Source organism: Aristophania sp. ESL1100 (genome assembly GCF_058511235.1).
This window is the reverse complement of the sequence record NZ_CP196394.1, coordinates 339,990-361,553: the sequence shown is the minus strand read 5'-3', so window position 1 is coordinate 361,553 and position 21,564 is coordinate 339,990. Positions and strand designations below refer to the sequence as shown.

Genomic DNA, 21,564 nt, shown 5'->3' with positions numbered 1-21,564 from the left:
TGCCAGACGGCGTCCCGCCGGCACGTTAAAAGAGAACTGTAGAGAGAAAGCTGAAAGCACCGGTCTTACGATGCTCCCTGCTCAAGTTCAACATTCAGACCGAGTGACTTCAACTCTTTAACAAGCACGTTAAAGCTCTCTGGTATCCCGGCCTCAAAATCATCCTGCTCACGGACAATCGCTTCATAGACCTTTGTGCGGCCGGAAACGTCATCGGATTTAACCGTTAACATTTCCTGCAATGTGTAGGCAGCGCCGTAAGCTTCAAGTGCCCACACTTCCATCTCACCAAAGCGCTGACCACCGAACTGAGCCTTACCACCCAGAGGCTGCTGGGTAACCAGCGAGTAAGGACCAATCGAACGAGCGTGAATTTTATCATCAACAAGGTGATGCAACTTCAGCATATAAATGTAGCCGACCGTTGTTTTACGCTCAAAAGGCTCCCCTGTACGTCCGTCAATCAGCTGTGACTGGCCTGATTTATCAACGCCTGCTTTTTCAAGCATCTGCTCGATATCAGGAATTGACGCACCATCAAACACTGGTGTTGCAATAGGCACACCTTTGCGAAGGTTCTCACAGAGCTCAATCAGCTGATCATTGGAAAGAGTCGCAATGTCATCATTATAGACACGCTCACCATAGACTTCCTTCAGGCGATCAAGCAGCTCCTGACGGCGCTCACCTGTGCGCTGATATTCATCAACCATCTCACCGATGTTCTGACCAATATTAGCGCAGGCCCAGCCGAGATGTGTTTCCAGAATCTGCCCGACATTCATACGTGAAGGCACACCGAGCGGATTGAGAACAAGATCAACAGCCTGACCATTTTCAAGGAACGGCATATCTTCGACAGGAACCACGCGTGAAACCACACCTTTGTTTCCGTGACGACCGGCCATTTTATCACCAGGCTGAAGCTTACGCTTCACGGCAATAAAGACCTTGACCATTTTCATCACACCAGGTGGCAGTTCATCACCACGCTGAAGTTTTTCGACCTTATTATCAAAACGCGTATTGATCCGGCGCATCGCGCTGTCAAACTCGCGACAAAGGGTCTCAAGTTCAGCTGTAACAGCCGCATCTGCAACCGGGATATTACGCCAGCCACCACGGGGAATATCCGCAAGAACCTGCATCGTGATCTCGGTGCCGGACTTCAGACCTTTAAAGCCCGCAGCAGCGACCTGCCCTGTCAAACGCTCTTTCAGGCGGTTATAGAAACTTCTTTCCTGAATATAACGTTCATCGTCACGGTCTTTTGCCAGATGTTCGATCTCAGCACGCTCAATAGCCATTGCGCGTTCGTCTTTATCGACACCACGACGAGAGAACACACGAACGTCAACAACCGTACCACTTGTTCCAGGAGGAAGCTTCAGGGATGTATCACGAACGTCAGAGGCTTTTTCACCAAAGATTGCGCGCAGAAGTTTTTCTTCCGGCGTCATCGGGCTTTCACCCTTTGGCGTTACTTTCCCGATGAGAATATCACCCGGATTAACTTCAGCACCGACATAAACAATCCCGGCTTCGTCAAGATTTCTCAGCGCTTCTTCACCAACATTGGGAATATCACGCGTGATTTCTTCCTGACCCAGCTTGGTATCACGGGCCATGACTTCAAATTCTTCAATATGAATTGAAGTAAAGACGTCGTCACGGGCAATACGCTCAGAAATCAGAATTGAGTCTTCGTAGTTATAACCATTCCAGGGCATAAACGCGACGAGCACGTTGCGCCCCAGCGCCAGTTCACCCAGCTCTGTGGAAGGACCATCAGCGATGATGTCACCAGCTGCAACCCGATCCCCTACTTTAACCAGAGGACGCTGATTCAGACAGGTTGACTGATTGGAGCGCATATATTTACGCAGACGGTAAATATCAACACCAAGCGTTGCGCCATTCTCATCTGTCGCACGGACGACGATACGGGCACCATCAAGCTGGTCAACAATACCACCGCGTTTGGCGATAATTGTCGCACCAGAATCATGGGCAACAGCGGCTTCCATACCGGTACCAACCAAAGGCGCATCCGCCTTCAGCAACGGCACAGCCTGACGTTGCATGTTCGAGCCCATGAGAGCACGGTTCGCATCGTCGTTCTCAAGGAACGGAATAAGCGCTGCAGCAACAGAGACAAGCTGTTTGGGTGACACGTCACAGGCTGTAACCTGCTCAGGCGGCACCAGACGGAAGTCACCCTGCTGACGCACGGTCACAAGATCATCTGTCAGGCGCATACCGTCCAGTTTGGCATCAGCCTGTGCGACGACGAGCTTTTCTTCTTCCATGGCAGACAGGTATTTCCACCCATCCTGCAACACGCCATCCTTAACCAGGCGGTAAGGTGTCTCGATAAAGCCGTACTTATTGACCTTGGCGTAGGTCGCCAGAGAGTTGATCAGACCAATATTCGGCCCTTCAGGCGTCTCAATCGGGCAGATACGACCATAATGCGTTGGATGAACGTCACGCACCTCAAACCCTGCACGCTCACGTGTCAGACCGCCTGGACCAAGCGCTGAAAGACGACGTTTATGCGTTACTTCAGAGAGGGGATTCGTCTGATCCATGAACTGGCTGAGCTGAGATGAACCAAAGAACTCACGCACAGCAGCTGCCGCTGGTTTTGCATTGATCAAATCATGAGGCATGACCGTATCAATATCAACTGACCCCATACGCTCACGAATAGCGCGCTCCATACGAAGCAGACCAATGCGATACTGGTTTTCCATCAACTCGCCGACAGAACGGACACGACGGTTACCAAGGTTATCAATATCGTCAACCTGTCCGCGCCCGTCTTTCAGATCACAGAGAATCTTGATCGTGCGGATAATATCTTCCTTACGCAAAGTGCGGTAGGAATCATCCACCTCCACATCAAGACGCATATTCATCTTAACGCGACCAACGGCTGAAAGATCATAACGATCTGAGTCAAAGAAAAGACCATGAAGCATGGCTTCGGCCGTTTCACGGGTCGGCGGCTCACCCGGACGCATAATCCGGTAGATATCAATCAGCGCTTCTTCACGTGAATGATTTTTATCAGCCATCATGGTGTTACGGATCCATGGACCATGCATGCTATCAATAGCAAGCGTTGGAAGATCTGTAATACCGAGCGCTTCAAGTGTTTCGAGAAGCTCTTCTGTCAGCTCCTCACCAGCTTCAGCGTAAATCTCACCTGTTTGTTCATTCACCAGATCACGCGCGATATAACGCCCGATAACATCCAGACGACCAACACGAACAATTTTGGTGTTTTCAGCGATTTTACGAACGGTACGTGCCGTCAGCTTTGTTTCAGCCTCAGCGACGATCTCACCTGTATCAGCATCCACCAGAGGACTGAGCAGTTTCAGGCCACGAAAAGCATCCGGCTCGAAAGGACGGGCCCAGTCTTCACCCATGCGAGTAAAGGGTACTACGCCGTAGAAGTTGGCAAGGATTTCGTCTTCATCCATACCGGAAACTTCGAGCGCCTCGACGTCTCCACCTTCAAGGCGTTTTTCCTCTGCCATATTCAGGTAATTTGCGCCCTGCATTGCATAAAGCAGGGTCGTAACCGGCAGCTTGCGCTTCCGATCGATACGGACATGAATAATGTCTTTCGAATCAAATTCGAAATCGAGCCATGAACCACGGTAAGGAATAATGCGGGCAGCGAACAGGAATTTACCTGATGAATGGGTTTTACCCTTATCGTGATCAAAGAATACACCCGGACTACGGTGCATCTGAGAAACGATCACACGTTCTGTGCCATTGATGATGAACGTGCCATTCTCAGTCATCAGGGGCATATCGCCCATATAGACTGGCTGTTCTTTCAGGTCACGAATGGAACGTGTCCCCGTATCCTCATCAATATCCCATGTCGTCAGACGCAGGACGACCTTCAGCGGCGCTGAATAAGTCAGACCCCGTTGAATACATTCCTCAACGTCATATTTAGGCTCCTCGAATTCATAATTAATGAAATCAAGACGCCCCTTCCCTGCAAAATCATGCACAGGAAAGACAGAACTGAATACTTCCTGAAGACCTTCCATCCGGCGGCTGTCAGGACGCACATTCATCTGCAGAAACGCTTCATAGGAAGCGCGTTGCACATCTATCAAATTGGGCATGGGCGCAATCTCGGGAATGCGCCCAAAGCTTTTGCGAATTCTTTTACGACCTGTGAACGATTTCGTAATTGCGTTCATCTCTTCCTGCCTCTGCACCAGACCTCCGAGTCGCCTGCCTGTACGTCACCCGCCATGAGAGACGCTGTCCTTTGTCAGACGACTTGAACGACTGGCTCTGGTTCCTAAACACAAAAATTCAAAGAAGTACTTATATAAGCACTTTCTCTGCAAACGGCAACAAAGCGGGCGCTGATTCCAGCACCCGCCTGTTTTTCGTTCCATTGGACATTCTTTAACAGAATGCCCTCTGTCCGAGATTTATTTAATTTCGACTGTAGCGCCGTTTTCTTCAAGAACTTTTTTGATTTTCTCAGCTTCGTCCTTGGAAACGCCCTCTTTAAGAGTTTTAGGAGCGCCTTCAACGAGGTCTTTAGCTTCTTTCAGGCCAAGACCTGTGATGCCACGGACTTCTTTAATGACGTTGATTTTCTTGTCGCCAGATTTAGCGAGGATAACGTCGAATTCTGTTTTGTCAGCAGCAGCTTCGCCACCAGCAGCAGGAGCAGCAGCAGCAACTGCAACAGGAGCAGCAGCAGAAACGCCCCATTTCTCTTCGAGAAGCTTGGAGAGTTCAGCAGCTTCGAGAACGGTCAGGGCTGACAGTTCGTCAACCAATTTTGCCAAGTCGGCCATGTTAGTTTCCTTAATAATGCAATAAATCTATTATTACCCTCCGCAAGGAAGGCAAAGATTGTGTTTAAGCGGCTTCTGTCCCGCCGGTTCTGGCATAGGCACCAAGAACACGAGCAAGCTGACCAGCCGGAGCCTGAGTGATACCAGCGATGCGTGTGGCAGGTGTATTAATCATACCCACCAGCTGTGCACGCAGTTCATCAAGCGACGGCAGCTCGGCAAGGGCTTTAACGGCTTCGACACTAAGTGCCTGACCGCCAATTGCACCACCGAGAATGACGAGCTTCTCATTTTTCTTGGCGAACTCGACCAATGCTTTAGCCACTGCCACAGGCTCATCTGACCACGAAAGTGCAGTCGGGCCTTTCAGCAATGGAGCAATACTGTCGAATGGGGTCCCATCCAGAGCACGGCTGACCAGCCGGTTTTTCGCGACCTTGTAGGAGGCTCCCACCGCGCGGATGTTGCGACGAAGCTCAGTAACATCAGCAACCGTAAGACCTTTATTTTCGGTCACGATTACAATGTTTGCGCTGCCAAACACCTTTGCGAGGAAGTCAACAAAGGCCCGTTTTTCCGTACGGTCCAAAACCTGTCTCCTCGTTGGCCTGTTTTCACAGACCGGATTACCCATAGGTTGCCTCTGATCACTCAAAGTTCAACCCGCTCGCCTGTCCATAACAAGGGAAATCCGCAAAAAGCACTATCAAGTACAAAACGGTTTCCACCTATCTGACGTCCGCGATCTTTCGACCCTTAGAAAACCCTTTAACAGGGTTTTACGTACGCTCTTGGACAGGAATGGGGCAGTTTCCTGCCCCTGACGTCACTCCGAAGAGTAACGATCTCTTTATCAGGGATGACCCCTGATTAACCTTCCAGACCGGAAACGTCCAGAGCCACACCTGCACCCATTGTGGATGTCAGGGAAGCCTTTTTCAGATACGTTCCTTTAGCGCCTGTTGGACGTGCTTTCTGAACAGCCCCAACAAAAGCTTTCAGATTGTCAGCAAGCTGCTCTTCAGTGAAGGAAGCCTTACCGATACCAGCATGCACGATACCAGCTTTCTCAGCGCGATATTCAACCTGACCGGACTTTGCTGCTTCGATCGCAGATTTAACGTCCATGGTGACTGTACCGAGGCGAGGGTTAGGCATAAGTCCACGTGGACCAAGCACTTTACCCAGACGACCGACCAGAGCCATCATGTCTGGTGTTGCAATGCAGCGATCGAAATCGATTTCACCAGCCTGAATTTTCTCGGCAAGGTCTTCTGCACCAACAACGTCAGCACCGGCTGCCTGAGCTTCTTCAGCTTTGGCACCACGAGCAAAAACGCCCACACGGATGGTTTTACCTGTTCCATGAGGAAGAGAAACCAGTCCACGAACCATCTGGTCAGCGTGACGAGGGTCAATTCCCAGATTCAGGGAAATTTCAACAGTTTCGTCAAACTTGGCGGTTGCATTCTTTTTTACGAGCGCAACAGCTTCGCCAACGGCATAATTTTTATTGGCGTCGATTGTCGCACGGATTGCTGCCAAACGCTTATCTTTTGCCATGGACTTAGCCCTCCACCACGTCAATACCCATTGATTTGGCAGAACCGGCAAGCATGCGCACAGCCCCGTCAATATCATTGGCGTTCATGTCTTTAAACTTCGTCTCAGCGATTTCACGCAGCTGGGAAATCTTGACAGAACCGACAGAAGCAGACTTGCCAACTGTCTGGCTGCCTTTGGAAATCTTGGCAGCTTTCAGAAGGAAATATGTGTTGGGTGGCGTCTTCGTAATAAAGCTGAAAGTACGGTCCGCATAGGCCGTAATAACAACTGGAATCGGCATACCTGGCTCAAGAGTCTGCGTTTTGGCGTTGAACTCTTTGCAGAACTGCATGATGTTCAGACCACGCTGACCGAGAGCTGGACCCACTGGAGGGGAAGGATTGGCCTTACCGGCCGGAATTTGCAATTTGATGTAGCCAACGATTTTTTTGGCCATATCCGGGACTCCCTGTTATCTGTTCCCGAACCGTGGTCTTGACAGAGGACAGAATCCCCCTCCCACGTTCGATGTATGACTGCGCCTATATGAGAATAAAGGATCTGTCAAGATTTATGTCCTGCCACCGTTCGGGTGGAAAGGTTATTAACATCCTCTCTGGTCTGACTTTCCACACCACCGACCGTTTTCGGATGGTCAAGGTTCTCATATTGCAGAGGACCAAAGGGATCAATTTCCTTGATTGCGGGCAATTGTTTCTTATTCCAGCCGCCGCCAAGTGCACGGATCAGCCTGATTCCTGCCTGGATCTGTGAGGTCTGGGCCTTGACTTCCTGCAAGCGCGCCAGAAGAGCATCCTGTTGGGCCACAAGGGCATCAAGATAGTTGGACAGGCCGCCTGTATAAAGGGCCATCGTCATACTCTGTGTTCTCAAGGCCGCATCAACAGCCTGATGCTGATGAATCTGTTCCTGATGGAAAAGCCGGATCTGGCTCAGGCCGTCCTCCACTTCACCAAAGGCACTTAAGACGACACTTCTGTAATCATCAACACTTTGGCGATATTGCGCCCAGGCTCTCTGAAGCGCCGCTCTGCGCAACCCACCCGTAAAAACAGGCTCAACCGCCTGAACCGCTATACTCCAGAACGCTTTGGAAATACTGGCCAGATCAAAGCCACCATCTTCAAAGCCACCTGTCGCACTGAAGGTGATATGGGGATAGAAAGCCGCACGGGACACCCCGATCGCTCGCGACGCTGCGGCCATATGCCGCTCAGCTGAAGCAATATCGGGCCGACGCTCCAATAAAGTGGAGGGCAATCCTGCTTGAACGGCCATCACATCAAAATTCAGGTGAGCGCCTTTAACAGGTTTGATATGAAAGGCAGCCGGCACTGTATTAAGAAGTATGGCGATCGCATGTTCCATCACATCACGGGCAGCCTGCACACGATCATGCTCCGCCTGTGCCGAGTAAAGCTGGTTTTCCGCGCGGGAAACGTCCAACCCTGCCCCGATGGCTCCCCCTTGCCGCATACGGGTAATTTCAACCGCAGCCTGGAAGTAGCGGATGGAATCTTCATAAACGGACAATTGGGCATCAAGTCCACGCAAGGCCACATAATCACTAGCAAGCTCTGCCTGAAGGGAAAGACGCGTCAGAGCGTAATCAGCAGCGCTGGCCTGGGCCAGATTTTTTTCCAACCTCGTTGAATTACGAATTGAATCCCAGAAATCGGGCTCCCATGTTGCCGCACCGCTATAAGCTTCATTCGACTCATAGGTAATGGAGTTCCCGTTTTCACGGTGGAATAAACGCCCGGTTGAGGCTTTATTCTTACTCATTTTCCCCGAACCCGTGAATTGGGGATAAAGCCTGCTTTCACTTTCACGGGCAACATCTCTCGCCTGCGTGAAACTTTCAGCGGCCGCTTGCAGGTCAGGGTTCGTTGCAAGCATCCTTTCCTCAAACTGGTCGAGAAGCGGATCTTTCAACACGGTCCACCAACGGCCTCTGGGATCAGAATCTGCCGGCTGGGCATTCTGCATAATCCCTTTACCGGCCCAGCCCTCAGGATAAATATAGTGAGGCAGTTTATAGGAAGGCGTCAGATCACATGAGGTCAGCCCCATGGAAACAGACGCAAATAATAAGGCCGCCAACCGTTTATGTTTAAGAGAAGGCATCATGGCAGCTGCTTCTGCCCTGGAACAGTTCCCCCAGCCGTCTCTTTTCCAGCTTGTGCACCCTCTCCGGCAGGCGCGGATTCATCCTTGTCGGAAGGTTTTTTATCCTCATCAGCGATCGTATCTTCGGGAGAAGCCGCAGCAGCCCGCCGCATATCACCGGGTGTTTTATTCTTGAGCGGCTTTGGCACGGCTGCAGCATGAGAATTATAACCATGCGTCGTCGGGACGATCTTGACCTGATCACCCTCCAGGAGATCGGCCGTCGGGTTAGCGACAATTTTGTCTGTCGTTTTAATCCCGCTTAAAATCTGAAGAGTTGTGCCGAAATTGATACCTGTTTCGACCTTCTCCAAATGGACGTGATTTCCGACCACTTTGGCAAGCTGGGTTCCCTGCGCCCTGAAAATCAGGGCACCAGACGGCACAATCAGAATGGAAGGATCTCCCGGTGCCATAATCTTTGCCGTTGCATAGGAATTAGGCCACAACATACCTTCCGGGTTATCCAGGCATAGTTCCGTCGTAACAGTGCGGGTTCCCGCATTGAAGGCCTTGGCTGTTGCCAGAAATCTTGCATGGAAAATACGTCCGGGATATTGCGGCACAGTCAGATCCGCACTGATTTTAGGCGAAATAACGCTCGCATAATCCTGCGGGACAGACACAAACACACGGATCTTATGAACGTCCGCTACTGAAAAAAGCTCAGCAACGCCACCCCGTGAGTTGAGGTTACCCCCCTCCCCATTGACATAATCACCAACATTCACCAGTCGTGAGGTCACGATCCCATCAAAAGGAGCGACAATTTTCTTAAAGTTTTCCAGAGCCTGAAAACGCTCAACGTCATGAGCGGCTGCCTCAAGCTCTGCTTTCTGGGCAGCAGCATTGGCAATCTGGACGTCAACTTCCTGACGGGAAACGGCCTGGGTGCTTTTCAGGGCACTCCAACGTTCCGATGTGATCAGGGCCAGTTTGTAACGGGCCATTACCACATCATAATGTGCTTTGGCCGCTGCATATTGCGCGTCCAGACTTGGCGTGCTGATCTCTGCCAGAACGTCCCCTTTTTTGACGTGGGCGCCATAATCTTTGTACCACATTTTAACGTAGCCTGAGACCTGGGCGTAAATAGGCGCCTCATACCAGGCTGCCAGATTTGCCGGCAGGCGCACAGTCCGTGTTGTAGGACCATGCTGCGGGGAGATCAGCGCCACTCTTGGAATGGAAGCGTCTTCGGTTTCCACCACCAGATTGTGACTATGGATGCTTCTCTGAGCAATCCCCCAGCCCGCAAGCGATAGCGCAATCAGTAAAATACAGAGCAGGATGATACGGATACGAACGCGCGAGGAACCGGCTTTGGAATGATGAACTGACTTCACGCGTTTTCCCTTTCTGAGTGCAGCCCTTCCGCATTGAGGGAGGAATTTTCAGGTGTTGTTTCTTTATGATGTAACCATGCAAAAACGCATGGCACCAGCAGGAGAGTTGCGACCGTCGCCACCATCAGGCCACCAATGACAGCCTTACCCAGAGGCGCATTATCAGAATTACTGATGGACATGGGAATCATACCGATCATCATAGCCAGAGCCGTCATGAGAACCGGTCTGATACGTTCATATCCCGCCTCTACAGCGGCTTTGAGCGCATCTCCGTGCACATCCAGCCTTTCACGGGCAAATGCCACGACCAGGATGGCATTGGCTGTGGCCGTTCCCATACACATGATGGCCCCCGTCAAAGCGGGAACAGACAAGGTTGTATGCGTCAGAAACAGGCTCCATGAAATACCGGCGAGTGCGCCCGGAAGAGCCATGATAATCACAAAAGGATCCAGCCAGGACTGAAAATTCACAACAATAATCAAATAGACAAGCGCAATGGAAAGAGCCAGACCACCAATGAGCTGACTATAGGCACTACTCATGGTGACAGCCTGCCCTCTAACCGTCATGGTCGCCCCACGAGGGAGGTTTTTATTTTCCTTTTTGACCAGCCTTTTCACAGCACGAGATACGGTCCCGAGATCAATATTCTCAGGAGAGGCATAAATATTGAAAACAGGCATGATATTATAATGTGAGACTTCTGCCGGCGTTCCCGTCGGGGTGATATCGCTGAGCCCTCCTAAAATCTGCATAGTCTGCCCTTTAGGGTTACCATCACCTTTATCAACAGGAATCATCTCAAGCTGATTCATCCCCTGCAGGTAGCGGGCAGGCATCTGCACATCAATCAGCTGGGAAACACCTTGAGGACTCAGGTAATAGGTCTGACCTACCTGCGAACTGCCGGAAAGGGCAATAAGCATATTCGAAGCGATATCTCTTTCCGTAATACCGGTCCCTAGCGCAAAACTCCGACGTGCACTGACTTTCAGGGTCGGTTGGGTCATGGGTTCCTGAACAGAAACGTCCGTTATCCCAGGAATATGACGCATTTTGCTCGCGATTTTCACGGCAAACGCATAATTTTCCTGCAGATTGGTCCCTACAATCTGAACATCAATTGGCGCAGGCAGACCGAAATTAAGAATTTTTGCTGTCAAATCCCCCGGCTGAAACGTAATCGATGTTCCCGGAAAAGACTCCCTTAATCCTGCGCGGACGATACGACGATATTCGGGAATGGGACTTTCCGGGTTTTTCAGCTGGACCGTAACGTCGCAATCCTGTGTGCCGACCGTAGGTGTCGGGAGCATGGCCTGATTCAACTGGCTGGCGGGCAACCCGCAATTATTGACAACTGTTTCAACCTGCCCCGGCAAAAGCTGACGGATCTGCTTTTCCACCAGCCCATTGATTTTCGCCGTTTCTTCAAGGCGGGTTCCGATAGGGGCCCTCATATGAAATTGCAGTGTGCCGGATTTGATTTCAGGGAAAAAATTCTGCCCTGCGAAAAACAGCAAACCTGTCGAAGCCAGTGAAACACCCAGAAACAAGAGAATAAAACGCCCTCTTATGCCCACAAGAACCATTAATAGAGACTGATAATGATGTCTGAATTTTTCAAAACTAGCTTCAAAACCCTTTTGGAAACGCTGTGCCAGACTTCTACGCTGGTCTTGCCCTTCCCCATGAACACCATGAGCCATCTGAGCGGATAAAAGCCACTGTGCCATCGTCGGGACAAGAGTGCGGGACAGTATAAAAGACGCAACCATGGCAAAGATAATCGCTTCAGCCATCGGCATGAACAGCCAACCGGATATACCCGTCAGTTCAAAAAGCGGCAACCAGACAATACAGATACACGTCGTCGAGACAAAGGTCGGCACGACAATCTGATTAGCGGCATCAATGATGGCTGGCTCCAGCTCTTTGCCCATATGAATATGAGCATCGATATTCTCGATCATCACGGTTGCATCATCAACCAGAATACCGACGGCAAGAGCAAGGCCACCCAGCGTCATGACATTGATGGACTGACCAGCCAGGGAAAGACCGATCAGGGCAGAGAGAATAGCCAATGGAATTGACGTGGCCACGATGACGGTTGAACGCCATGACCCCAGGAAAAGAAGCACTGTGAGGCTTGTCAGGATTGCGGCCATGACCATCTCACGCACAACGTCAATGATAGACTCTCTCACAAATTCCGACGCATCAGTGAGCACACTCAGGGTCGTACCTTCGGGCAGGGTTCTTTCAACCTGCGGCAGAAGTTTCTTGATTCCACTGACAACAGAAAGTGTCGAGGCATCACCGCTTTTGAGAATAACCATCATCACAGCCTGCTTGCCCCGTACAAGCACGGCATTTGTCTGAGGGGGCCCTCCTTTATGAACCCAGGCGACATCCCGCAGATAAACGACGGCATTACCGACCTGTTTAATCGGCATATCATTAAAGGCCTGAAGATCCATTGGGGCAGAATTGGTCCGCACCATCAAATCGAGCGCACCAATACGCTGATCCCCCGCTGGCAGGACGATATTCTGCCGGTTCAAGGCCGCTGAAACATCCTGTGGTGAGACCCTGTGTGCCAGAAGTTTGAGGGGATCCAGATCCACCATGATATTTGCCGCCTGTCCCCCATAAGGGTGCGGAATGGCAGCCCCTGCGACAGAAACAAGCTCCGGCCTGATCAGGTTCATGGCCATATTATAAACTTCGGAGGCAGACATCTTTGGATTATTGACCTGCAGCGTCAATACCGGAATTGATGACGCATCCATTGCCAAAATCAGTGGCGGCGTAGCGCCTGTTGGCAATTGTTTGATAACCGTCTGGGAAACTGACGTGATCTGCGTCTGGGCAACAGAGGAATCTGTCCCGGGCTGGAAAAAGATTTTGACGATACCACGGCCGTAATAGGAATCACTTTCAATATGTTCAATATTGGCGACCGTCGCTGTTAAAGCACGCTCGTAGTAATAAACAATACGTCCCGACATCTCTTCAGGCATCAGGCCCGTATAGGACCAGATAGCCGCCACAACAGGAATGCGAATACTGGGAAACACATCAGTCGGTGTCGTAATAATCGCTTTAACACCGAAAATAACGATAAAAATAGATAGAACAACAAAAGTATATGGCCGCTTTAAAGCGGTAATAACAATCGCTTTCATTGTCTACACAACCTCACATAAGGAGGTAATCATTATACAAAATTCTGGAATTGAAATTTTCACACGTATTTTTCCCGAAGGATGACCTCTTATCTCATAAACCTTTTGATATAAGGCACTATCCCCCTCAGTGGTATCCTCTTTATTATTAAAAGGTTTTAAGTTTTTTCACACGCTCCTGAGACACTGTAGTCTCCTCATCCCAAAGGAGAGGAAACACAACTCTGAAAATAGTGCCTTTGGCATTCTGGTTATAGACGTTATGGTTAATCTCCAATGTGGCATCATGCAGATCCACAATCGCCATAACAAGACTCAGTCCAAGACCATGACCGGGGATCATGCGGGTTTTATCTGTGCGATAAAATCTGTTCAGGACAGCCCCTCTCTCTTCCTCTGCAATGCCTGTTCCCGTGTCACGCACTTCGATCCATGTGTGATGAGTCACATCTTCACCCAGAGCAATGCAGACCTCTCCCCCTGGGGGCGTGAATTTTATGGCATTATCAACAAGATTGGCCATAACCTCATTAAGAAGATCAAGATCCGCATAAATCCTGCGTTCCTTAAAAGGAATCATCACCGTCAGTGAGACATTTTTATTCTCGGCAATCGGCTCATAAAGATCAGCAATATCGACAATAAGAGAGACGACATCAAGCTCTGCAAAACCCTCACGACGGCGACTGCTTTCAATTTCGGCAATTCTCAGCAGGGCCTTGATCATGGTCAGACACTGACCAATATCGGCTCTGTTGCGCTCAAGGGCTCTGTTAAATCTTTTAATTTCATAGGGAAGAGGCAGATCCGGCAATTCGGACAAGCGTGCCATTCTGGCCTGAAGACGCGCAAGAGGCGTCCGCAAATCATGAGCAATATCATTGCCAACATGACGCACGGCCTGCATTAACCGCTCAAGACGGTCAAGCATCTGATTAACCGTTGCGGCAATATATTCCAACCCGTCACGGTCTTTGCCTACCGTCAGGCGTTCCTGCCAGTTACCATTCATAATATGTCTGATCGTATCGTGAATACGCTCGACACGCTTGAGAATGCGCTGACTGACCAGAAAGGCGGAAAGGAGCGCTATGATAATGACGGGCAACATGGACAACACGGCCAGGTGAGCCACGATGTGAGAAAAATTCCGCCCAATCAGGTCACTTTGTGCCAGAACCAGATAACGAGGCTTTTTTGCGTTGTCTATCGGCACAACCAGGACATGCATCCGCGATATCCTGCCATCCCCGGAATGGAAATTTATGGTCTGTACCTGTGGAGACACACGCATTTTACGGGGCCAATGATAAATATCGCCTGCAATATAATGCCTGTCCTGATCAAAAATCGCAGCTCCATTCAGAGTCACCTGTAAAACGTTCCTGCTGCGATCCCTGACTTTTTCCTCTAACTCTCCCTGACGATCCTGAAGAAGCAGCTGAGCCGTACGGTGTAACAAACCGTATGACACCTCATCTTCGTTGGATTTTACCTGTTCGTAGATAATAAAAAGCTGTATGGCCATTCCCAGTATGACGACACCGACAAGTATAACAGCAAAACGAAAGGCCTGGGTCCGAAAGGGGTTACGGCGTAACATTCAGACTGAACCCAACCCCTCTGATGCTTTTGATCAAGGGAATTTCATTTTCCCCATCCACCTTCCGTCGCAATTTCCCGATATGCACATCCACGAGATTGGTCTGAGGCGTAAAACGATAATTCCACACTTCTTCCAGCAACATTGAGCGTGTCACGACCGTATCAGGGCGGCGCATCAGATATTCCAGAAGCCGGAATTCACGCGGCAGAAGTTCAAGCTCACGCTGGTCACGCCAGACCTTGCGTTCGATAAGGTCCATTTTGAGCGGGCCAACCTGCAGAATGGTCTGACGGGGGTCTGTCAATGGTCTGCGCAGGAGGACTTCCAGCCTCACAGCAAGCTCTTCCGGAGCAAAGGGTTTGGTCAGATAATCATCGCCCCCCGCTTTCAGACCCGTCACCCGGTCATCAACCGCTGAGAGGGCTGAAAGAACCAATACAGGCATTGTCACACCCTCATTTCTAAGGGTCGCAACAACCGTCAGACCGTCCATTCCGGGAAGCATGCGGTCAATAATCATGAGATTATAAGGATTCTCACGCGCCAATTCCAACCCCTGAGTGCCAGAAGTCGCGTGTTCGACATAATAGCCGCGCTCTTCCATATCCGCCTTGATTTCAGCGGCCAGCTCGCTATCGTCCTCTACCAGTAACAAACTGGTTTTACCTTTGCTACGACCTTCAGAGAGGTTTATTGTCTCGCACAACGTTTTATCCATTTTTCCTTCTTTCACCTCTTTGGAACCGTAAACAGGCTTATGGACGTCTGTAGCTCTTACCGGGTTTGACAGTCTTTCTATGTTTTTAGTCTGCTTTCACGATATTTTTTCATGCTCGGTAGATGTTTCTCCCAGGGCATTTAATTTACGCCCCAGAACACGTGACCGACGCCTGGCCTCTTCAATCGTATTCCCCATAGTCCCGGCATTACGCTGTAATTTTTCCAGCACCATATCCATTTTCAACATTTCCTGACGCGTCTCTCCCAACAGAGCCGCTATCATTTCCGTTCTTTCTTCCAACGCCAGCGTAACATATCCTAAATGAACTGTCCTCAAGAGAGCGGGCAATAAAGCCGGTCCCATAATCAATATGCGGTGTAGACGGCCAATTTCATCTATAACGCCGGGCAGACGAGCGATTTCTGTATAGAGGCCATCCGTTGGCACATAGAGTACAGCAAAATCCACTGTAACGGGAGGACGAATATATTTCTGGGCTATTTTCCTGGCCTCGAGCTTTACAATCTGCTCCAGTGCCTTGGTTGCCTGCTTTTCTGCCTCATGATCGCCCATTTCATTCGCCTGGATCAGACGCTCATAAGCTTCTGTCGGGAATTTACAATCTATGGATAGAAAGGGGGCTTCCTTCCGGCCGTTAGAGGGCATCCTTACTGCAAATTCAACGACTTCGTTACTATCAGGGGATAATCGGACGTTACATTCATAATGATCGGGGGACAAAATATCATCCAGAATGGCCCTGCATTGGGTTTCCCCCCACCCCCCTCTGGTTTTGACATTGGTAAAAAGGCGTTTGAGGTCGTTCATCTGCGCTGTCGCCTGCCGGACTTCCCCAAGAGCCTTCTGCATCATGGCAAATTGCTCTACAACACGCTGAAAACTGCTTTGCATCTGTTGTTTGACGGCACCTTGCAAGCGTTCATTGACGCTTTGCTGCAATGACGCCATCTGCATCTGTTGGCGTTCTGCCATTTCCCGCAAAGATTCAGACAATAAAAGCCGCATATCGCCCTGGTCTTTCTGCGTTCTCTGGAACGTTTCATCAAAGAGCTGCCTGTTTTCAAGACGTATCTGTTCAAGGCGCCCACCAAGTGCTCTTTCCAGCTCGGAAATCTGCTGCCTCTGATATTCTGCATCCTGCGCCTGCCGCTGGGCTTCTCTTGTGGCAAGCTGATTTCCCCCCTGACCACGCAGAAAAATAATAATGGCCAATAAGGTAACGCAGCCCGCCACAATCCAGGGGAGTATCGTTTGTGTCATAACAGGTCCTGACCTTTACCCTGACTGTCTTGCGTAATGAGACGCAGCCCGTCCCGCCACATAGCCACTTGACCAGGCCCATTGGAAATTATAGCCACCCAGCCAGCCCGTCACATCCACAGCTTCCCCCACAATATAAAGACCAGGAACGGACGGCGCTTCCATTGTTTTGGAAGACAAGGATTTTGTATCGATGCCTCCCCTCATAACCTCCGCTTTTGCGTAACCTTCAGAAGCGACAGGCTGGAGTTCCCATCGTTCTATCAAAGACGCAAGAGCACGCAGGGATTTCATGGGCTGTTCATTCAGGGGACGATCATCACATAATGTGCTGACGAGAACGCGTCCTAGTCTCTGAGGTAGTTTTTCCAGAAGAGCCAGAGGCTGAGCGTGAGGTCGCCGCGTTCTGATCTCCTCAAACATATCCATAACATTTACCCCCGGTAAGAGGTTCAATGTCAGAGGATCCCCTTTCTGCCAATAAGAGGAAATCTGCAAAATGGCCGGACCGGAAACACCTTTATGCGTAAAGACCATTCCTCCGGTAAATTTTGGCTTTTTCCGTCCCAGAGAGGCTTCAACCGTTACAGAAACCCCTGCCAGATCCGGATAGGCCTGTTGGAGGACGAGCGGCACAAGGGCTGGGAAAGGCTGAATGATTTTGAGGCCGAACTGTCTGGCAATCCGCAATGAAAGATCCGTCGCCCCCAATTTCGGGATTGGAAGGCCGCCTGTCGCAAGAATAAGAGACCGGCCGCGCACAACACCCTGAGAAGTCTGAATCTCAAAATTTTCTTCATGTCGCATGACCGAGATAATCTGGCAGCGAAGCTGAAGCTCAACGCGCCCTTTACGGCACTCGGAAAGCAGAAGATCGACGATCTCCCGCGCAGAGCCCTGACAAAAGAGCTGCCCCTGCTCTTTCTCCACCCATTTTATATGATAATTTCTGACGAGTTCGCAGAACATGGATGGTGTATATTGGGCAAGGGCTGAACGCGCGAAATGTGGGTTCAGTGAAAGATAATTGCCAGCCTGTGCACCCAGATTTGTGAAATTGCACCGCCCTCCACCGGAAATCAGGATCTTCCGCCCCGGCTCCTCTGCATGGTCCAGAAGAAGCACGCGCGCTCCCGTCTGACCAGCCTGAGACGCCGCCATCATGCCCGCAGCTCCTGCGCCCAGAACAATAACATCCCAGTCTTTCTGAGGCATTTTCATTTATGTCAAAGCTTTCTATAAGGCTCTTTTAGAAATCAAGATCTGCATAATGCGGGGACGCAACAAACCCGCTGACCTTGTCGGCCAGCAATGTGCGGAAACAGGGCCTTGATTTCACACGGGCATACCAGTCCCTGACTGAAGGTGCCTGTGGCCAGTTGATATCACCCAGAAAATCAAGGGCTGAAAGATGTGCCGCTGCTGCAAAATCCGCCGCTGACAGGGAAGGGCCGGCTAGCCATGTCCTCGTTTCAGCCAGATAACCAATATAATCAAGGTGGAAGCGCAGGTTTTTATACCCCACCCTTAAAACCGTCCCGTCAGGATGACCAAGGCCGAAAAGACGTTTTTCCACTTTCTCGCCCAGAAGATTCAGACTGACTTCCTGCTGGAACAACCGATCAAACCAGTCAAGAAGACGACGGACTTCGACACGTTCCGCTATCGTGCGGCCCAACAGGGAAATATCAGGATAAACATCCTCAAGATATTCCGCGATCACCATCGCACCCGGGACGACCTGACCGCTATCTTCGACCAGAACAGGCACCTCACCTGACGGGTTCAAAGCACGAAACTGATCTGTCTGTTCCCAGATTTTTTCGTAAATAAGTTCACAGGGCAAACGTTTTTCACCAAGCAGAAGCCGGACGAAACGAGATTGCGGAGAGAGGGGTAAATGGTGCAGTACGCGCATCACTTCTATCTAGGGCACAGAGATGAATTGTCCAAGCCTCTTATTACAAAAAACCTGTCTGATATACGATGGATTTGCCATAAAACCATGCTATAAATTCCCCTTATGACCCATGACCTTTCTTCTGTCTCGGGGGAACCTTCCTCACTCCCCCGTATCCGCGCCAGAGGGCGTTCTTTTCTTGCCCTCGTTCTCTCCCCTGAAGCGCCTCTCGAAGCCTGGCTCAGAGGCCTTGATGTGCAGATCAGCCATTCAGTCAGCTTTTTCAATAGTCGTCCTGTTATCCTTGATCTCAGCCTTTTGGAGGCTGAAACGGAGGGACTGTCTGACCTTCTTCCTTCCCTGAAGGAACGTAACATCCATATTATCGGCATAGAAGGCGGTGACCGCTCATGGCCGGCACTGGCTCAGTGGGACTGGCCAGCCACCCTGCAGGGGGGCCGCCCCAGTGGAACCGTGGCTCTGCCAGAGGCTCAGGACACCATCTCCCCGCCTCCCCCACAGGAGCCCCCTTCCTCTCCTTCGGAGACGCTGGTTATTGACCGCCCTGTGCGATCAGGCCAGGTTATTGAAAATCTGGATGGCGATATTGTCATTATTGGCGGGGTCTCTTCCGGAGCTGAAATCATTGCTGGTGGCTCGGTCCATGTCTATGGCCCTCTGAGGGGACGCATTATTGCGGGGATTAATCACCACCCGGAAGCCCGAATCTATACATCCCGCCTGGAAGCAGAGTTTCTGGCCATTGATGGCTATTATCTTGTCGCTGACGAGATTGATCCCTCTTTGATCGGACAAGCAACCCAAATTTGTCTTGAAGAAGGCCGGATTAAGGTTAAGCCACTATCGGAGAAGCGTCTTCAGGATAATGGGAACCAGGCTGATCCTGTAAAATAAATTAAAAAAATTGCTTCAAAATAATTTCTTTAATAATAAGATAGCGTTTGTACATTAGATTACGTAGTGATTACTGAACTTATGTTTCTGGCGTTCTCTCAATGATATAAAAGAAGGTTGGCAGGTTTATGGCAAAGATTATCGTTGTAACGTCAGGAAAAGGGGGCGTTGGAAAAACGACTACGACCGCGGCTTTAGGCGCTGCCCTGGCACGTAACGGGCAGAATGTAGTTGTCGTTGATTTCGACGTGGGGTTACGTAACCTTGATCTGGTGATGGGGGTTGAACGGCGCGTTGTATTTGATCTGGTCAATGTCATTCAGGGAGATGCCAAGCTCTCTCAAGCTTTGATCCGTGACAAGCGGTGCGAAACGCTCTCCATCCTTCCTGCCTCCCAGACACGCGATAAAGATGCCCTGACCCCGGAAGGGGTGGCAGCCACGATGGAGGAGCTGAAGGAGAAATTTGACTGGATCCTCTGTGATAGCCCGGCCGGCATTGAACGCGGCGCCCAGCTGGCCATGTATCATGCTGACCATGCCGTGATCGTCACAAATCCGGAAGTCAGTTCTGTACGTGATTCAGACCGTATTATTGGTATGCTGGACAGCAAAACAGCCCGCTCTGAAAAAGGGGAACAGGTTGAAAAACATCTCCTGATTACCCGTTACGATCCGGCTCGTGCTGCTCGTGGCGAGATGCTCAATATCGATGATGTTCTCGAAATTCTTTCCGTGCCTCTGATAGGCGTTATCCCGGAGAGTGAGGATATTCTCAAAGCATCCAATGTCGGTAGCCCTGTTACATTATCATCTCCTGACAGTGTTTGTGCTCAGGCTTATCTGGAAGCCGCCCGCCGTCTTGAAGGTGAAAAACTTGAGGTGACCATTCCGGTCGAAAAACGTGGTTTGTTTGACTTCCTGTTCAAGAAGAGGGGCGCATGAGTTTCTTTGACAGTTTTTTCTCACGCAAACAGTCCTCTTCAAGTAACGTTGCCAGAGACCGCCTGCAAATCCTTCTCTCTCATGAGCGTTGCTCCAGTAGTGAGGGAGATGCAGACCTTATCCGCAAATTGCATAAGGAAATCCTTGAGGTCTTGTCACGTCACGTTTCTGTGGATCAGGATAAGGTTCAGGTGAAGCTGGACCGTGGCCAGCAATTTTCCACACTGGAAATTGACATAGAAGTACCCGAGGAATTGGAAAAAAAGAAAAAGAAGAAATCAGCTCCGTAACAATTTTACGGTTACTGAATCTTCTTTTGGGGATATCCCCTCAAGAAGGTCTTCTTTTTCTTAAAAGCCACTATAATTCTGACCAGCATCTAAGAAGATTGTGATAAATATTGGTCAGGTTTAATACTTCTCCGTCTTTAGGGCCTCGCTCAGCTGTCAGCCTCTGAATACTCTGATCGAGATCAAAGAGAATAGAGCGCTGCTCCTGTGAGCGTATAAAAGATTGCGTCCAGAAAAACGATGCTAGGCGGCTGCCGTGTGTAATAGGCAGGACAGCATGAAGAGCAGTCGTCGGATAAACAATCATATCCCCTGCCGGTAATTTAACGCCCTGCTGTTCTGAAGGCCCATAAATCACCAGCTCCCCTCCTTCATATTCCTCCGGATCTGAAAGAAATAATGTGCTGGATACATCTGTGCGAATACGCTGTCCCATCCCGGGAATAGGACGAAGCGCATTATCAACATGGGCTCCAAAAGACATCCCCTCATCATACCGGTTAAACAGAGGAGGAACGACACGGAAGGGCAACACAGCACTGTTAAAAAGGGGGTTTGTACCCAGTTTTTTCAGAAGAAAGGTCGAAAGCTCACGCCCTAAAGGACTATCAGGAGCGATCTGCAGATTATTCTTCGATGCAGCTGATTGTTGACCGGCTGTCCCCTTGCCATCCACCCAGGCCCCCTCATGCAACCTAGCGCGTAACTGGGTTACTTCCTCTCTGGTAAGAACTTTCTCTATATGTAAAAGCAAAACCTGGTCTCCTTTATTGCAAAAA

At 50.2% G+C, this 21,564-nt stretch carries 17 protein-coding genes; 3 read left to right on the top strand and 14 right to left on the bottom strand.

Annotated elements, in window-relative coordinates:
- Positions 1–65: 65 nt before the first annotated feature.
- The 13 genes from rpoB to ACSYSY_RS01740 form a co-directional block, all read right to left on the bottom strand.
- Positions 66–4,235: a DNA-directed RNA polymerase subunit beta gene (rpoB, locus tag ACSYSY_RS01800; protein ID WP_491707633.1), complete on the bottom strand. Its 4,170-nt coding sequence runs from the start codon at positions 4,233–4,235 to the stop codon at positions 66–68.
- Between the two features lie 240 nt (positions 4,236–4,475).
- Positions 4,476–4,850, bottom strand: a complete 375-nt coding sequence (rplL, locus tag ACSYSY_RS01795; RefSeq protein WP_491707632.1) for a 50S ribosomal protein L7/L12 — start codon at positions 4,848–4,850, stop codon at positions 4,476–4,478.
- 64 nt (positions 4,851–4,914) lie between these two features.
- Positions 4,915–5,439, bottom strand: coding sequence for a 50S ribosomal protein L10 (gene rplJ, locus ACSYSY_RS01790; RefSeq protein WP_491708197.1), 525 nt, complete (start codon positions 5,437–5,439; stop codon positions 4,915–4,917).
- Positions 5,440–5,720: 281 nt separating this feature from the next.
- Positions 5,721–6,413 carry a 50S ribosomal protein L1 gene (gene rplA / locus ACSYSY_RS01785; protein ID WP_491707631.1) on the bottom strand — a complete coding sequence of 231 codons (693 nt, stop codon included), beginning with the start codon at positions 6,411–6,413 and terminating at the stop codon, positions 5,721–5,723.
- A 4-nt stretch (positions 6,414–6,417) separates the two neighbouring features.
- Positions 6,418–6,852 carry a 50S ribosomal protein L11 gene (gene rplK / locus ACSYSY_RS01780; RefSeq protein WP_491707630.1) on the bottom strand — a complete coding sequence of 145 codons (435 nt, stop codon included), beginning with the start codon at positions 6,850–6,852 and terminating at the stop codon, positions 6,418–6,420.
- A gap of 107 nt (positions 6,853–6,959) precedes the next feature.
- The gene (locus ACSYSY_RS01775; protein ID WP_491707629.1) at positions 6,960–8,546 is read right to left on the bottom strand and encodes an efflux transporter outer membrane subunit; all 1,587 of its coding nucleotides are present in this window, start codon (positions 8,544–8,546) and stop codon (positions 6,960–6,962) included.
- Positions 8,543–9,931, bottom strand: a complete 1,389-nt coding sequence (locus ACSYSY_RS01770) for an efflux RND transporter periplasmic adaptor subunit (RefSeq protein ID WP_491707628.1) — start codon at positions 9,929–9,931, stop codon at positions 8,543–8,545. The genes ACSYSY_RS01775 and ACSYSY_RS01770 overlap by 4 nt, the downstream gene beginning before the upstream one ends.
- On the bottom strand, positions 9,928–13,128 hold the full coding sequence (locus ACSYSY_RS01765) for an efflux RND transporter permease subunit (protein WP_491707627.1): 3,201 nt from the start codon (positions 13,126–13,128) through the stop codon (positions 9,928–9,930). The genes ACSYSY_RS01770 and ACSYSY_RS01765 overlap by 4 nt, the downstream gene beginning before the upstream one ends.
- Before the next feature lie 148 nt (positions 13,129–13,276).
- Complete coding sequence (locus ACSYSY_RS01760) at positions 13,277–14,731, bottom strand: sensor histidine kinase (RefSeq protein ID WP_491707626.1); 1,455 nt, start codon at positions 14,729–14,731, stop codon at positions 13,277–13,279.
- A complete protein-coding gene (locus ACSYSY_RS01755) occupies positions 14,718–15,452 on the bottom strand; it encodes a response regulator transcription factor (RefSeq protein ID WP_491707625.1) in 735 nt (244 codons plus the stop codon). The genes ACSYSY_RS01760 and ACSYSY_RS01755 overlap by 14 nt, the downstream gene beginning before the upstream one ends.
- 96 nt (positions 15,453–15,548) lie before the next feature.
- The gene (locus ACSYSY_RS01750; protein WP_491707624.1) at positions 15,549–16,736 is read right to left on the bottom strand and encodes a DNA recombination protein RmuC; all 1,188 of its coding nucleotides are present in this window, start codon (positions 16,734–16,736) and stop codon (positions 15,549–15,551) included.
- A 15-nt stretch (positions 16,737–16,751) separates the two neighbouring features.
- Entirely contained in the window at positions 16,752–17,951 is a 1,200-nt protein-coding gene (locus ACSYSY_RS01745; RefSeq protein ID WP_491708196.1) for a BaiN/RdsA family NAD(P)/FAD-dependent oxidoreductase, read from the bottom strand.
- Positions 17,952–17,985: 34 nt separating this feature from the next.
- Positions 17,986–18,654: a glutathione S-transferase family protein gene (locus tag ACSYSY_RS01740; protein ID WP_491707623.1), complete on the bottom strand. Its 669-nt coding sequence runs from the start codon at positions 18,652–18,654 to the stop codon at positions 17,986–17,988.
- A 105-nt stretch (positions 18,655–18,759) separates the two neighbouring features.
- Between ACSYSY_RS01740 and minC the strand changes: the two genes are divergently transcribed.
- From minC to minE, 3 genes are all read left to right on the top strand, one after another.
- Positions 18,760–19,551 (top strand): septum site-determining protein MinC, encoded by a 792-nt coding sequence (gene minC / locus ACSYSY_RS01735; RefSeq protein WP_491707622.1) that lies wholly within the window; start codon positions 18,760–18,762, stop codon positions 19,549–19,551.
- A gap of 128 nt (positions 19,552–19,679) precedes the next feature.
- Positions 19,680–20,495, top strand: a complete 816-nt coding sequence (gene minD / locus ACSYSY_RS01730; protein WP_491707621.1) for a septum site-determining protein MinD — start codon at positions 19,680–19,682, stop codon at positions 20,493–20,495.
- Entirely contained in the window at positions 20,492–20,785 is a 294-nt protein-coding gene (gene minE, locus ACSYSY_RS01725) for a cell division topological specificity factor MinE (RefSeq protein WP_491707620.1), read from the top strand. The genes minD and minE overlap by 4 nt, the downstream gene beginning before the upstream one ends.
- 70 nt (positions 20,786–20,855) lie before the next feature.
- Here the strand turns inward: minE and ACSYSY_RS01720 are convergent, their stop codons facing one another.
- Entirely contained in the window at positions 20,856–21,539 is a 684-nt protein-coding gene (locus ACSYSY_RS01720) for a Fe2+-dependent dioxygenase (protein ID WP_491707619.1), read from the bottom strand.
- Between the last annotated feature and the right edge of the window lie 25 nt (positions 21,540–21,564).

Excerpts from the sequence above, each read along its gene's own strand:
- rpoB (WP_491707633.1), bottom strand. The coding sequence starts at position 4,235 with ATGAACGCAATTACGAAATCGTTCACAGGTCGTAAAAGAATTCGCAAA.
- rplL (WP_491707632.1), bottom strand. The coding sequence starts at position 4,850 with ATGGCCGACTTGGCAAAATTGGTTGACGAACTGTCAGCCCTGACCGTT.
- rplA (WP_491707631.1), bottom strand. The coding sequence starts at position 6,413 with ATGGCAAAAGATAAGCGTTTGGCAGCAATCCGTGCGACAATCGACGCC.
- rplK (WP_491707630.1), bottom strand. The coding sequence starts at position 6,852 with ATGGCCAAAAAAATCGTTGGCTACATCAAATTGCAAATTCCGGCCGGT.
- ACSYSY_RS01775 (WP_491707629.1), bottom strand. The coding sequence starts at position 8,546 with ATGATGCCTTCTCTTAAACATAAACGGTTGGCGGCCTTATTATTTGCG.
- ACSYSY_RS01765 (WP_491707627.1), bottom strand. The coding sequence starts at position 13,128 with ATGAAAGCGATTGTTATTACCGCTTTAAAGCGGCCATATACTTTTGTT.
- ACSYSY_RS01760 (WP_491707626.1), bottom strand. The coding sequence starts at position 14,731 with ATGTTACGCCGTAACCCCTTTCGGACCCAGGCCTTTCGTTTTGCTGTT.
- ACSYSY_RS01755 (WP_491707625.1), bottom strand. The coding sequence starts at position 15,452 with ATGGATAAAACGTTGTGCGAGACAATAAACCTCTCTGAAGGTCGTAGC.
- ACSYSY_RS01750 (WP_491707624.1), bottom strand. The coding sequence starts at position 16,736 with ATGACACAAACGATACTCCCCTGGATTGTGGCGGGCTGCGTTACCTTA.
- ACSYSY_RS01745 (WP_491708196.1), bottom strand. The coding sequence starts at position 17,951 with ATGCCTCAGAAAGACTGGGATGTTATTGTTCTGGGCGCAGGAGCTGCG.
- ACSYSY_RS01740 (WP_491707623.1), bottom strand. The coding sequence starts at position 18,654 with ATGCGCGTACTGCACCATTTACCCCTCTCTCCGCAATCTCGTTTCGTC.
- minC (WP_491707622.1), top strand. The coding sequence starts at position 18,760 with ATGACCCATGACCTTTCTTCTGTCTCGGGGGAACCTTCCTCACTCCCC.
- minD (WP_491707621.1), top strand. The coding sequence starts at position 19,680 with ATGGCAAAGATTATCGTTGTAACGTCAGGAAAAGGGGGCGTTGGAAAA.
- minE (WP_491707620.1), top strand. The coding sequence starts at position 20,492 with ATGAGTTTCTTTGACAGTTTTTTCTCACGCAAACAGTCCTCTTCAAGT.